Source organism: Bradyrhizobium sp. INPA03-11B (assembly GCF_040446015.1).
In the GTDB taxonomy this organism is placed as follows: Bacteria; Pseudomonadota; Alphaproteobacteria; order Rhizobiales; family Xanthobacteraceae; genus Bradyrhizobium; species Bradyrhizobium macuxiense_A.
On the sequence record NZ_JASGSR010000022.1, the window covers coordinates 22,148 to 34,598 of the forward strand.

Consider the following 12,451-nt stretch of genomic DNA (forward strand, 5'->3'; position numbering starts at 1 on the left):
ATGGTTCAGGCTATCGTTTTCCTGCCGCTGCTCGGCGCCATCCTTGCGGGAATTATCTCGCTGGTTGGCGCGCATGCGCGCTGCCCGAGCGGCGACACCGTCGACCATCACGACGACGCGCATGGCGACGCCCATGCCTCTGCGGCTCACGACGACCACGGCCATGACGATCATGGCCATGATGACCACCACGTTTCCGAGCCGGCGGCCGCAGGCTCCCGGCTGGCCGAGCTGATCACCACCGGCCTCTTGTTCGTCTCGGCGGCGCTGTCCTGGTTCACGCTGGTCGATGTCGGCTTCATGCACCATGACGCCCGCGTCGTGCTGCTGCCCTGGATCACCTCGGGCGACCTGCAGGTGGCCTGGGCGCTGCGGGTCGACACCCTGACCGCCGTGATGCTGGTCGTGGTCAACACCGTGTCCGCGCTCGTCCACCTCTATTCCATCGGCTACATGGACGAGGATCCGAACCGGCCGCGCTTCTTCGGCTATCTCTCGCTGTTCACCTTCGCGATGCTGATGCTGGTGACCTCCGACAACCTCGTGCAGCTGTTCTTCGGCTGGGAGGGCGTCGGTCTCGCCAGCTACCTCCTGATCGGGTTCTGGTACCAGAAGCCGTCGGCCAATGCGGCGGCGATCAAGGCCTTCGTGGTCAACCGCGTCGGCGACTTCGGCTTTGCGCTCGGCATCTTCGCGATCTTCGCGCTGGTCGGCTCGACCGATTTCGAGACCATCTTCCACGCCGCGCCGGGGCTGACCGGCAAGACCACCGACTTCTTCGGCTGGCAGGTGAATGCGCTGACGCTGACCTGCCTGCTGCTGTTCATGGGCGCGATGGGCAAGTCGGCCCAGTTCCTGCTGCACACCTGGTTGCCGGACGCCATGGAAGGCCCGACCCCGGTGTCGGCGCTGATCCACGCTGCGACCATGGTCACGGCCGGCGTCTTCATGGTGGCGCGGCTGTCGCCGCTGTTCGAACTGTCGCCGACCGCGCAAGCGGTGGTGATGTTCTTCGGCGCGACCACGGCGTTCTTCGCCGCCACGATCGGCCTGGTGCAGAACGACATCAAGCGCATCGTCGCGTACTCGACCTGTTCGCAGCTCGGCTACATGTTCGTGGCGATGGGAGCAGGGGCCTATTCGGTCGGTATGTTCCATCTGTTCACGCACGCCTTCTTCAAGGCATTGCTGTTCCTGGGCTCCGGCTCGGTGATCTATGCGATGCACCACGAGCAGGACATCCGCAACATGGGCGGCCTGTGGCGCAAGATCCCGTACACCTTTGCGGTGATGTGCATCGGCACCCTGGCGCTGACCGGCTTCCCGCTGTTCGCCGGCTACTTCTCCAAGGACGCGATCATCGAGTCGGCCTATGCCGCGCACAATCCGTTCGCGACCTATGCCTATCTGCTGACGATCGTGGCCGCCGGCCTGACCTCGTTCTACTCCTGGCGTCTGATCTTCAAGACATTCTTCGGCGAGCCACACGACCAGAAGCATTACGAGGCCGCGCATGAGAGCCCGGTCTGGATGCTGGTGCCGATCGGCGTGCTTGCCGCCGGCTCGATCCTGGCCGGCCTGCCGTTCAAGGAAGTGTTCGCCAGCCCGCATGGCGTCGAGGAGTTCTTCCGCGAATCCGTGAAGATGAACCCGCACATCCTCGAGGACATGGAACACATGCCGAGCTGGCTCGCGCCGCTGCCCACCGTGATGATGGCGCTCGGCCTGTTCGTCTCGTATCTGTTCTACATCCGCAGGCCGTATCTGCCGGTCGAGCTCGCGAACCAGCAGCCGATGCTGTACCAGTTCCTGCTCAACAAATGGTACTTCGACGAGCTGTACGACTGGATCTTCGTCCGTCCGGCGAAGTGGCTCGGCTACACGCTCTGGAAGAAGGGCGACGGCTTCATCATCGACGGCTTCGGTCCCGATGGCGTCTCGGCCCGCGTGCTCGACGTCACCCGCAATGTCGTGAAATTGCAGACCGGCTACCTCTATCACTACGCGTTCGCGATGCTGATCGGGGCCGCCGGATTGATCACCTGGTTCATGTTCGGCTTGGGAGGCCAGTAAATGACAACCTGGCCCATCCTTTCGGTCACGACCTTCCTGCCGGCGGTCGGCGCGATCCTGGTCTACCTGCTGGCGCGGGGCGGCGACGAGAGTGCCAACCGCACGGCGCGCTGGATCGCGCTGTGGACCACGCTGATCACCTTCGCGGTGTCGCTGATCCTGGTGGCGCGCTTCGACCCGGCCTCGACCGACTTCCAGTTCGTCGAAAAGGCGTCCTGGCTCGCCACCGGCATCACCTACCACATGGGCGTCGACGGCATCTCGCTGCCGCTGCTCATCCTGACCACCGCGATCATGCCGCTCTGCATCATCGCGAGCTGGAGGTCGGTGACGCAGCGCGTCGGCGAATACATGATGGCGTTCCTGATCCTGGAAACGCTGATGATCGGCACCTTCTCGGCGCTCGACCTCGTGCTGTTCTACCTGTTCTTCGAGGGCGGCCTGATCCCGATGTTCCTGATCATCGGCGTCTGGGGCGGTCCGCGCCGGGTCTACGCGTCGTTCAAGTTCTTCCTCTATACGTTCCTCGGCTCGGTGCTGATGCTGCTCGCCATCATGGCGCTGTACTGGAACGCCGGCACCACCGACATCCCGACCCTGATGCATACCGCGGTGCCGCGCGGCATGCAGACTTGGGCGTGGATCGCCTTCTTCGCCTCGTTCGCGGTGAAGATGCCGATGTGGCCGGTGCACACCTGGCTGCCTGACGCGCATGTCGAGGCGCCGACGGCGGGCTCGGTGATCCTGGCTGCGATCCTCTTGAAGATGGGCGGCTACGGCTTCCTGCGCTTCTCGCTGCCGATGTTCCCGCTGGCCTCGCACGACTTTGCGCCGTTCGTGTTCACGCTGTCCGTCATCGCCATCATCTACACCTCGCTGGTGGCGATGATGCAGGAGGACATGAAGAAGCTGATCGCGTACTCCTCGGTCGCGCATATGGGCTTCGTCACCATGGGCATCTTCGCGGTGACCACCCAGGGCGTCGCCGGTGGCATGTTCCAGATGGTCTCGCACGGCATCGTCTCCGGCGCGCTGTTCCTCTGCGTCGGCATCGTCTACGACCGCATGCACACCCGCGAGATCGCGGCCTATGGCGGCCTCGTCAACCGGATGCCGCTCTACGCGATGACCTTCATGGTCTTCACCATGGCCAATGTCGGTCTGCCAGGCACGAGCGGATTCGTCGGCGAGTTCATGACGCTGCTCGGTACCTTCAAGATCTCGCTGCCGACGGCGTTCTTCGCCACCACGGGCGTGATCCTGTCGGCCTGTTATGCGCTCTGGCTCTACCGCAAGGTGGTGTTCGGCGCGCTGGTCAAGCCGTCCTTGATGTCGATCAAGGATCTCACCTTCCGCGAATGCGTGACGCTGTTCCCGCTGATCGCGCTGACCATCCTGTTCGGCGTCTATCCGAAGCCGGTGCTCGACATGTCGGCCGCCTCGGTGCAGCAGCTCGTGAACAACTACCAAACCGCCGTGACTGCCGTGAAGGCAGCCGCGCTGACCGTCCAGTAAGGCCTTAGCCCATGAGCTTTTCCAGTGCAGGTTATCAGTTGCAGCCGGTGCTGCCGGAGCTGGTGCTCGCGGTCGGCGCCATGGTGCTGTTGATGATCGGAGCCTATCGCGGGCAGGGGACGACGCGCCTCGTCACCACGCTCGCGGTGCTGCTGCTGGTCGTAACGGGCGCGCTGGAGCTTTGGCTGCCGGCCGGCAAGCTCGTGACCTTCGGCGGCAGCTTCATCGTCGACGACTTCGCTCGCTTCCTGAAGGTCCTCGCCCTGATCGCCTCGGCGGCGACGCTGATCCTGTCGACCGAATATTTGTCCCAGCCGTCGAGCCGCACCTTCGAGTTCTCAATCCTGGTGCTGTTGTCGACGCTCGGCATGATGGTCCTGATCTCGGCCGGCGACCTGATTTCGCTCTATCTCGGCCTCGAGCTGATGAGCCTTGCGCTCTATGTCGTCGCCGCCAGCCAGCGCGACAATGCCAAGTCGAGCGAAGCTGGCCTGAAGTACTTCGTGCTCGGCGCGCTGTCGTCGGGCATGCTGCTCTACGGCGCCTCGCTGATCTACGGCTTCACCGGCACGGTCAGCTTCGCCGGCATCGCGGCGGCCGCCACCACCGGCAGCATCGGCATCGTTTTCGGTCTGGTGTTTCTGCTCGCCGGCCTCTGCTTCAAGGTCTCGGCGGTGCCGTTCCACATGTGGACGCCCGACGTCTATGAAGGTGCGCCGACGCCGGTGACGGCGTTCTTCGCGTCCGCCCCGAAGGTCGCTGCGCTCGCCGTGTTCACCCGTGCGACGCTGACCGCGTTCCCGGGCATCGTTTCCCAGTGGCAGCAGATCCTGGTGTTCGTCGCAATCGCCTCGATGGCGCTGGGCTCGTTCGCGGCGATCGGCCAGACCAACATCAAGCGCCTGATGGCCTATTCCTCGATCGGCCATATGGGCTTTGCCCTGGTCGGCCTCGCCTCCGGCACGGTCGAGGGCGCGCAGGGCGTGCTCATTTACATCGCGATCTATGTCGCGATGACGCTCGGCTCCTTCAGCATCATCCTGGCGATGAAGCGCAACGGCCAGCCGCTGGAGCAGATCAGCGATTTCGCCGGCCTGTCCCGCACAAACCCGCTGATCGCCTTCATCTTCGCGATGCTGCTGTTCTCGCTGGCCGGCGTCCCGCCGCTCGCCGGCTTCTTCGGCAAATGGTACGTGTTCGTCGCAGCGATCAAGGCCAATCTGTTCACGCTCGCGGTGATCGGCGTGCTAACCAGCGTGGTGGGCGCGTTCTACTATCTGTCGATCGTCAAGGTGATGTATTTCGACCAGCCGCTCGGCAAGCTCGATCCGGTCCGCGTCGAGCTGCGCACCGTGCTGGCGGTTGCAGGCATCTTCAACATCTTCTTCTTCGCCTATCCGGGCCCGCTGGTGAGCGTGGCGACGGCGGCGGCGAAATCGCTATTTTAACGCGCTCGGTTCCGGAACAGGACGCTGGCTTTCGGAACGGATCATGCGCATAGATTCGATATGACCTTCACGCTCGGACCCCGGGCCATCGCGGCGGGCACCAAGCTCGCCGCCTTCGACCAGATCGGCTCGACCAATGCCGAGGCGATGCTGCGCGCCCGCGACGGCGAGCAGGGGCCGATGTGGTTCGTGACGCCGGAGCAGACCGCGGGCCGCGGCCGCCGCCAACGGGTCTGGGTCGCGCCGCGTGGCAACCTCGCCAGCAGCATCCTCGAAGTGACCGACGTCCAGCCGGCGGCCGCCGCGACGCTCGGCTTTGCCGCCGGGCTGTCGCTCGAAGCCGCGCTGCAGAAAGTCGGTATCGAGGCGGCGCTGCGGCTTGGGCCTGACAGCCCGAAGTTCACCCTGAAATGGCCGAACGACGTGCTCGCCAACGGCAAGAAGCTGTCGGGCATCCTGCTCGAGGCCGAGGCCATCGGAAACCGGCTGGCGGTCGTCGTCGGCATCGGCACCAACGTCATCGCCGCGCCCGAGGGAACGTCGACACCGGCGGTCTCGCTCGCCGCGCTCGGTATCCAGATCGGCGCGGAAGAGCTGTTCACCGCGTTGTCCGACGCCTGGGTCGAGTTTCGCGGCATCTGGGACGATGGCCGCGGCTTTCCTGAGATCCGCAGGCTGTGGCTGGAGCGTGCTGCCGGGCTCGGCGACAAGGTCGCGGTCCAGACCGGCTCGGCGACCCTCGAAGGCATCTTTGATACGATCGATGATACCGGCTGCCTGATCGTCCGCACTGCCGATGGACAGCGCATGCCCGTGACGGCCGGCGAGGTCTATTTCGGCACCGCAGCCTCGGTGAGGGCGAACTGATGGCGCGACCCGACGAGCTCACCTTTGCACCGCTCGGCGGCGTCGGCGAGATCGGCATGAATTTGTCGATCTACGGCCTCGGCAACCGCCACCAGCGCTCCTTCCTCGCGGTCGATCTCGGCGTCTCCTTCGGCGACGAGGAGCATCTGCCGGGTATCGATCTGATCATGCCGGATGTCCGCTTCCTGGAGAAGGAGCGCAACAACCTGATGGGTCTCGTGCTGACGCACGCCCATGAGGACCATTTCGGCGCGATCATCGACCTCTGGCCGAAGCTCGGCTGCAAGATCTACGCGACGCAGTTCTCTGCGGCGCTGTTCGAGGCCAAGTGCGCCGCCGAGCGCAATCCGCCGAAGATCCCGGTCACCGTGATCCCGTCGGGCGGGCGGGTCGATATCGGCCCGTTCAATGTCGAGTTCATCCCGGTCGCGCATTCGATTCCGGAATCGCACGCGCTGGCGATCAAGACCGATATCGGCACCGTGCTGCACACCGGCGACTGGAAGATCGATCCGACCCCGGTGATCGGCCAGCCGACCGACGAGCGGCGACTGCGCGAGCTCGGCGACGAAGGCGTGCTGGCGCTGGTCGGCGATTCCACCAACGCGGTGCGCGACGGGCGTTCGCCCTCGGAGACCGAGGTTGCCGCCACGATCAAGAAGCTGGTCAAGGCGGCCAAGGGCCGGGTCGCCGTCACCACCTTCGCCTCCAACGTCGCCCGTGTGAGGGCGGTGGTGGACGCCGCCATCGCCGCTGATCGCGAGGTCGTGGTGGTCGGCCGCGCCATGGAGCGGGTGGTGCAGGTGGCGCGCGAATGCGGCTATCTCGACGGCTCGCACAAGTTCCGCAGCGCCGATTATTACGGCCATTTCCCGGCCGACAAGGTGCTGGCGCTGTGCACCGGCAGCCAGGGCGAACCGCGCGCCGCGCTGGCCCGGATCGCCAACAACGACCATCCGCAGGTGACCCTGAACAAGGGCGACACCGTGATCTTCTCCTCCCGCACCATTCCCGGCAACGAGAAGGCGGTCGGCGGCATCATCAACGGGCTGGTGACGCAGGGCATCGAGATCATCACCGACCGCGAGCACCTGGTGCATGTTTCCGGCCATCCGCGCCGCGACGAGCTGCGCGACATGATCTCCTGGGTGCGGCCGCAGCTCCTGATCCCGGTGCACGGCGAGGCGCTGCATCTTGCCGAGCACGCCAAGCTGGCGCGCGCCGCCGGGGTCCCCAAGGTTCTGACCTGCCGCAATGGCGACCTCGTCAAGCTCGGGCCCGGTGAGCCCGGCATCATCGGCGAAGTGCCGGCGGGCCGGCTCTACAAGGACGGCACCATCCTGGAGGATTCCAAGTCGCGCGCGGTGGTGGAGCGGCGGCGGATGGGCTTTGCCGGCTGCGCCTTCGTCGCCATCGCGATGACCCAGCAGGGCGAAATGGTTGACGATCCCGAGGTTGATCTCGTCGGCATGCCGGAGAACAATGCGGCCGGCGAATTGCTCGACGACATCGTGTTCGATGTGGTGGTGTCGACGATCGAGGGCCTGCCGAAGCCGCGGCGGCGCGATCCGGACGCGCTGGGCGAATCGGTGCGCCGGGCGGTGCGAGCCGCATTGAACGAGCAATGGGGCAAGAAGCCGATCTGCGTCGTGCACGTACTGACGGTTTGACGCGCGGTTTCGAAACGCGCGCAACGACACAAGGGAGAATGAGATGCTGGGCCGGCTCAATCACGTCGCCATCGCGGTCAAGGACGCCAAGCAGGCCGCGAAGATCTACGGCATCGCCTTCAACGCCGAGATTTCCGATGCTGTGCCGTTGCCGGAGCATGGCGTTATTACCGTGTTCGTGACGCTGCCGAATACCAAGATCGAGTTCATCGAGCCGCTCGGTGAGGCCTCGCCGATCGCAAAATTCGTCGAGCGCAACGCCGACGGCGGCATCCACCATGTCTGCTACGACGTGCCCGACATCGTTGCGGCGCGCGATCGCATGATCGCCGAGGGCGCGCGGGTGCTGGGCGACGGCCAGCCGAAGATCGGCGCGCACGGCAAGCCGGTGCTGTTCTTCCACCCCAAGGACTTTTCCGGCGCCTTGGTCGAGATCGAACAGGCCTGAGGCCATATGGCGTACCAAATCTCCACCGGGCTTGCGATCTACTTCGTCCTTTGGTGGCTCGTGCTGTTCCTGACGCTGCCGTTCGGCGTACGTAGCCAGCACGAGGACGGCGTCGGCGCGCCCGGCACCGACCCCGGCGCGCCGATCCTGGCACGGATGGGCCGCAAGCTGTTCTGGACCACGGTGATCTCGGCGGTGATCTTCGCGATCGCGATGTGGGCGTATTATTCCGGCTATCTCTCGATCGAGCGGCTGTCGAAGCTGATGGGGATGCCGGAGTTTCATAACTGAGGCAGCCAAGTCGCCCGCATGAGCGGCGTGTCGTGCTGACGGGTGAGCGCCGAACTCAGGTTTGCTCGGGCCGGAACCACTCGGGTGAGGGGCCGGAGATCGCCTCGATCTCAGGCACGAAGCTGCGATTAAGCGTTGCCAGGTTGTCAGTTATTTGCCGCCATCGCTCGGCGCCGCCGATCGGGAATTGGCTCGGCAACTCGACCCCTCTCACGTCGCCGCGGACCGCGCCGCGCGAGGCATGGAGCGGCAGCGTCGCCTTGAAGGCATGTCCGTTCACCATGCCGATCACCTGCATGAAGGCGGTGACCGAACTGCCCCAGCTGCCGACATCGACCTGAAGCCTGACGGTGAGATTGCCCGGCGTGCGCCGCTGCAGCCGGAACGATCCGCTCTCGCCGCGGCAATCGTAGCCGAGCGGCGCAAAGGCACGAACTAGATCGGGCTTCTTGGGGCCTGTGCCCGGGCTCTCGCCGGAGGCCGTCGCAGCCACGCTCTCGACCTGATAGGGCAGATCGTGCGGAAGGGTCGCGAGCAGCTCGCTCATCCCCGCCCGATGCTCACGCACGACCGCGCGGATGGCGTCGTCCAGCGGCTGAGGCAAGCCGCCGGGATGCGGGGCGGCAGCCGGCGCCGCAGCGGCGGGCGCCGCGACCATCGGGACTTGGACCGTCTTTCGTACCTTGCCGCAGGCCGCAAGCAGGGCTGCGACATCGGCCGGCGGCTCCGGCAATTTCTTGGCCTGCGGGTCGGCTTCGACGACGCGCAGTGCGGCGAGCGACCGCTGCCGCCCGTCCACCCACCACTTGTCGTGCACGCTGATGCCGGGCGAGGTCGGATGTCCGGCGCCGATGTCGACGCCGGCGCGCATCAGGCCGCGAAGAGTCTGAAGGTCGGGCGCAGCGGGCAGCGGCGGGCCATCCGAAAAGGCGGGCACCGAGAAGTGCAGGTCGATGGCGTGGCATGGAAATGACTTCGGGACGCCTGCTGCGATCTCCCTGAGGATCGCGAAGTCGACCGCCTCGACGGTGCCGGCTTCGGTCACGTTCGACATCGCGCGGACTTCGGCTCTGCCGGGACCAACCGAGCCGGTTGTGCGCGCGAAGTGCTCCAATTCGGGCCAGCGCTTCAGCACCCTGGCGATGCTTGAGACGCGCTTCGTCCCCGCAATGGTTTGCACGGCCGCGATCTCGGCGCTGAGTGGGGGATCGGACAGTCTGAACCGCACCGTCGGCTCACCCAAACCGGTGGCAAAGAAGCCGGCGTGCACGCGCTCGACCATGTCGACAAGCGGGTCCTTGCGACTGGCGGCGAAGATCGAGAACACGGCGACGAACATGGATGAACCTGCAGGCCGAGTTGCGCAGTAGCCTACATGAGTGAAGCGGCGTGCGGGAACAGTTTCCCCGGCCTGAGGTTTACGTGAACCTGACCCCGATCCGGCGCTCCCTGCGCCAGGCGACACGGCATGGACGTGTGGTGTGATCGCCGGGGAGCACCAGGTTGAAGGTCTCGGGGATGCCGACCGGGCTCGTGACTTCGAGCGCGGCGCCGGTCTCCGAGATGTTTCGGATCACGCAGTCGATGGCGCCGCCGTTGAATTCGATGGTGCCGGGCTTGAGCACGCGATGCCGGAGCGCCCCGCGGCTGTTTTGCATGACCTGAACCACGTCCGGTTTGGCCGCCACGGCTTGCCCGGCCGTTTGCTTCTGCAGTCCTTCCGCGTGGCGTGTCGCGACGGCGATCTCCTCGTCGGTCAGGGTCGGCCTGAGCCGCGCCCAGGCAAGCTTGAAGCGGACCTGACCGTCCTTGAAATCAATCGCAGGACCTCTGTCACCGTTTGTCGGCGGCCGGCCATAGACGTTGCAGCCCCACCACCATTGCCGGCTGTCATGCTGCCGCATGATCCTCCCCACCGGGAGGCCGCGCCAGATCACTTCATAGTCGTCGTCCTGCTGGACGCCGTCGACCATGGTGTGACGCAGCGAAATGGTCTCGGTGTCGTCCGTCATCGTGCGACCTGCTCGCGGTCGATGCCTGTGCCGCGGATCGACACGTTTCGACACCGGCAGGTTACATCCAGCTTGACGGGACGCAAATCCCATCCCGTGCGGACTGCAGGAAACATTGACATCAAGTTTCAGAAATTAGTGGTGGCTATTTGGGATGAAATGGTCGGCGGCACCGCGATGATCGGCTTGATCCCGCTCAGACCCGACGGCGGCGCGGTCATCGCGCGCTATGCGCTGGCCGCCGCCCGCATTTGCTGCAACTATGATCCAGCCAGGTGAAAGGCCGCCATCGCTGCGAACATCCTGGAACGGGAGCGAGGATCAACCTCGCCCGGAGGCAATCGAAGGAGGGGCCACCATGAACCTGCAGGCGCAACCAGGCTCCGCCGGAGCCAGTCAGTATCGAATCCTGCGCGAGGCCGATCTACGGGACTATCTAGCCGGGCTTCCGGCCATGGTGACCCAACTCGGCGGCGCGCCGGCCGACTGGTCGATCAGCGAGGTCGGCGACGGCAATCTCAACCTCGTCTTCATCGTCAAGGGCAGGGGCGTCGGTATCGCCGTCAAGCAGGCACTGCCTTATGTCCGGCTGGTCGGCGAGAGCTGGCCGCTGCCGCTGTCGCGGGCGCACTACGAACATCTGGCGCTCGTGCATCAGGCGCGGCTGGCGCCAAAGCTCGTGCCGGCGGTGCTGCATCACGACGCGCCGCTTGCGCTCACCGCGATGGAGCTGCTCGAGCCGCACATCATCATGCGCAAGGGGTTGATCGGAGCCACGCGCTATCCGCGCTTTGTCGAGGATATCTCGACCTTCCTGGCGCGGACGCTGTTCTTCTCGTCCGATCTCGCGCTGTCGGCGGCGGAGAAGAAGGAAGGGATCGCGGCGTTTGCCGGCAACCATGCGCTCTGCAAGATCACCGAGGACCTGATCTTCACCGATCCATACCGGATCGCCGAGCAGAACCGCTGGACCGCGCCGTATCTCGACGCGACCGCGGCGGCGTTCCGCGAGGACCTCGACCTCCATGTCGCGATCTCCAGGCTCAAGCTGAAATTCATGGCGAGCCCGGAGGCACTGCTGCACGGCGACCTGCATACCGGCTCGATCATGGTCACAGAAACCGAGACCAGGGTGATCGATCCCGAATTCGCCTTCTACGGTCCGATGGGCTTCGATATCGGCGCCGTCATCGGCAACCTGCTAATGGCCTATCTGGCCTCCGCCGGCCACGAGCGCACACAAGGTGAGCGCGCCTCATTCGAGGCGTGGTTGCTGGAGACCATCGAGGGCGTCTGGAGCGGATTTTCTCGAAAGTTCCTCGAGCTGTGGCGCAACGAGGCGAGCGGCGACGGTTATCCGGTGTCGCTGTTCGACAGCGCGGCGGGCGCGGCACGGCTGGAGGCGGAACGGCAGGCCTACATGGCGCGGCTGTTCCAGGACACAATCGGCTTCGCAGCGGCCAAGACCATCCGGCGCATTCTCGGCCTCGCGCACAATATCGATTTCGAATGGATCGCCGACGAGAAGCAGCGCGCGATCTGCGAGGCGCGCAGCCTCAAGCTCGCGCGCAACATGATGCTGGAGGCGCCGTCCTACACAACGATCGGCGCGGTCACGTACGCCGCGCGCGAGTTGCGCCACTGGCAGCCGGATTTTGCCAGGTGAACTGGAAGTACCGAAAGTCGTGTCAGCCGCAGCGGCATGGACTAGCTTTCGGCCGGACGCACGAAACAGAGAATGCCGGCCTCTGGCGTGAAACAGACCACGGCGCGGTTCGTCGGGTTGTCGGTTCTGTTGATGATCCTGTTCGGCGGGACCCGCAGCCAGAATGGAGACGACAGCTTCCAGCGACTATCGATCAACACCTCGTAGCCGTCCCGGTCCTGTCGGAACTCGACTGTTCGGCAATCCGCAATCGAGCAGCACGACGCACCGGTGCCCGGTTGCTTCAGGCTCTCAAACCATGGGGCAAGCGCCGGATTCGGGTTATCGGGCGGTGCTGCCGCCGCGGCCTGGCTGAGAGCAACACCGACTGCAACGGCGATCGTCCTTCCGAACCTCCCGCATATCTTCCGATGTGCCGTTGACGCTGACAAAGGCGTAACCCTCCGCTGCCCACCCGAGAT

General features: G+C 65.2%; 12 protein-coding genes. 10 read left to right on the forward strand and 2 right to left on the reverse strand.

Annotation, left to right across the window (positions count from 1 at the left end):
- The 7 genes from nuoL to QMZ05_RS11675 are packed head-to-tail and all read left to right on the forward strand — an operon-like array spanning position 1 to position 8,312.
- A complete protein-coding gene (gene nuoL / locus QMZ05_RS11645; RefSeq protein ID WP_074127751.1) occupies positions 1-2,073 on the forward strand; it encodes an NADH-quinone oxidoreductase subunit L in 2,073 nt (690 codons plus the stop codon).
- Complete coding sequence (locus QMZ05_RS11650) at positions 2,074-3,588, forward strand: NADH-quinone oxidoreductase subunit M (protein WP_050423872.1); 1,515 nt, start codon at positions 2,074-2,076, stop codon at positions 3,586-3,588.
- Between the two features lie 11 nt (positions 3,589-3,599).
- Positions 3,600-5,036, forward strand: coding sequence for an NADH-quinone oxidoreductase subunit NuoN (gene nuoN, locus QMZ05_RS11655; protein ID WP_353700875.1), 1,437 nt, complete (start codon positions 3,600-3,602; stop codon positions 5,034-5,036).
- Positions 5,037-5,096: 60 nt separating this feature from the next.
- A complete protein-coding gene (locus QMZ05_RS11660; RefSeq protein WP_353700876.1) occupies positions 5,097-5,903 on the forward strand; it encodes a biotin--[acetyl-CoA-carboxylase] ligase in 807 nt (268 codons plus the stop codon).
- Entirely contained in the window at positions 5,903-7,573 is a 1,671-nt protein-coding gene (locus QMZ05_RS11665) for a ribonuclease J (protein ID WP_353700877.1), read from the forward strand. Before QMZ05_RS11660 ends, QMZ05_RS11665 begins: the two co-directional genes overlap by 1 nt.
- Before the next feature lie 43 nt (positions 7,574-7,616).
- The gene (gene mce, locus QMZ05_RS11670) at positions 7,617-8,021 is read left to right on the forward strand and encodes a methylmalonyl-CoA epimerase (protein WP_353700878.1); all 405 of its coding nucleotides are present in this window, start codon (positions 7,617-7,619) and stop codon (positions 8,019-8,021) included.
- A gap of 6 nt (positions 8,022-8,027) precedes the next feature.
- Positions 8,028-8,312 (forward strand): DUF1467 family protein, encoded by a 285-nt coding sequence (locus QMZ05_RS11675; RefSeq protein ID WP_353700879.1) that lies wholly within the window; start codon positions 8,028-8,030, stop codon positions 8,310-8,312.
- A 55-nt stretch (positions 8,313-8,367) separates the two neighbouring features.
- Here QMZ05_RS11675 and QMZ05_RS11680 read toward each other — a convergent pair whose 3' ends face one another.
- Both QMZ05_RS11680 and QMZ05_RS11685 read right to left on the reverse strand, forming a co-directional pair.
- Entirely contained in the window at positions 8,368-9,651 is a 1,284-nt protein-coding gene (locus QMZ05_RS11680; protein ID WP_353700880.1) for a hypothetical protein, read from the reverse strand.
- Between the two features lie 79 nt (positions 9,652-9,730).
- Complete coding sequence (locus QMZ05_RS11685) at positions 9,731-9,970, reverse strand: PilZ domain-containing protein (RefSeq protein ID WP_074127764.1); 240 nt, start codon at positions 9,968-9,970, stop codon at positions 9,731-9,733.
- 426 nt (positions 9,971-10,396) lie between these two features.
- Here QMZ05_RS11685 and QMZ05_RS11690 point away from each other — a divergent pair, with 426 nt between their 5' ends.
- From QMZ05_RS11690 to QMZ05_RS11700, 3 genes are all read left to right on the forward strand, one after another.
- On the forward strand, positions 10,397-10,603 hold the full coding sequence (locus tag QMZ05_RS11690) for a hypothetical protein (RefSeq protein ID WP_353700881.1): 207 nt from the start codon (positions 10,397-10,399) through the stop codon (positions 10,601-10,603).
- Between the two features lie 79 nt (positions 10,604-10,682).
- Positions 10,683-11,990, forward strand: coding sequence for an S-methyl-5-thioribose kinase (gene mtnK / locus QMZ05_RS11695; protein WP_353700882.1), 1,308 nt, complete (start codon positions 10,683-10,685; stop codon positions 11,988-11,990).
- Between the two features lie 72 nt (positions 11,991-12,062).
- On the forward strand, positions 12,063-12,197 hold the full coding sequence (locus QMZ05_RS11700; RefSeq protein WP_279706289.1) for a hypothetical protein: 135 nt from the start codon (positions 12,063-12,065) through the stop codon (positions 12,195-12,197).
- Positions 12,198-12,451: the final 254 nt, after the last annotated feature.

Excerpts from the sequence above, each read along its gene's own strand:
- QMZ05_RS11685 (WP_074127764.1), bottom strand. The coding sequence starts at position 9,970 with ATGCAAAACAGCCGCGGGGCGCTCCGGCATCGCGTGCTCAAGCCCGGC.
- QMZ05_RS11675 (WP_353700879.1), top strand. The coding sequence starts at position 8,028 with ATGGCGTACCAAATCTCCACCGGGCTTGCGATCTACTTCGTCCTTTGG.
- QMZ05_RS11660 (WP_353700876.1), top strand. The coding sequence starts at position 5,097 with ATGACCTTCACGCTCGGACCCCGGGCCATCGCGGCGGGCACCAAGCTC.
- QMZ05_RS11700 (WP_279706289.1), top strand. The coding sequence starts at position 12,063 with ATGCCGGCCTCTGGCGTGAAACAGACCACGGCGCGGTTCGTCGGGTTG.
- QMZ05_RS11665 (WP_353700877.1), top strand. The coding sequence starts at position 5,903 with ATGGCGCGACCCGACGAGCTCACCTTTGCACCGCTCGGCGGCGTCGGC.
- mtnK (WP_353700882.1), top strand. The coding sequence starts at position 10,683 with ATGAACCTGCAGGCGCAACCAGGCTCCGCCGGAGCCAGTCAGTATCGA.
- QMZ05_RS11650 (WP_050423872.1), top strand. The coding sequence starts at position 2,074 with ATGACAACCTGGCCCATCCTTTCGGTCACGACCTTCCTGCCGGCGGTC.
- nuoL (WP_074127751.1), top strand. The coding sequence starts at position 1 with ATGGTTCAGGCTATCGTTTTCCTGCCGCTGCTCGGCGCCATCCTTGCG.
- nuoN (WP_353700875.1), top strand. The coding sequence starts at position 3,600 with ATGAGCTTTTCCAGTGCAGGTTATCAGTTGCAGCCGGTGCTGCCGGAG.
- QMZ05_RS11680 (WP_353700880.1), bottom strand. The coding sequence starts at position 9,651 with ATGTTCGTCGCCGTGTTCTCGATCTTCGCCGCCAGTCGCAAGGACCCG.
- mce (WP_353700878.1), top strand. The coding sequence starts at position 7,617 with ATGCTGGGCCGGCTCAATCACGTCGCCATCGCGGTCAAGGACGCCAAG.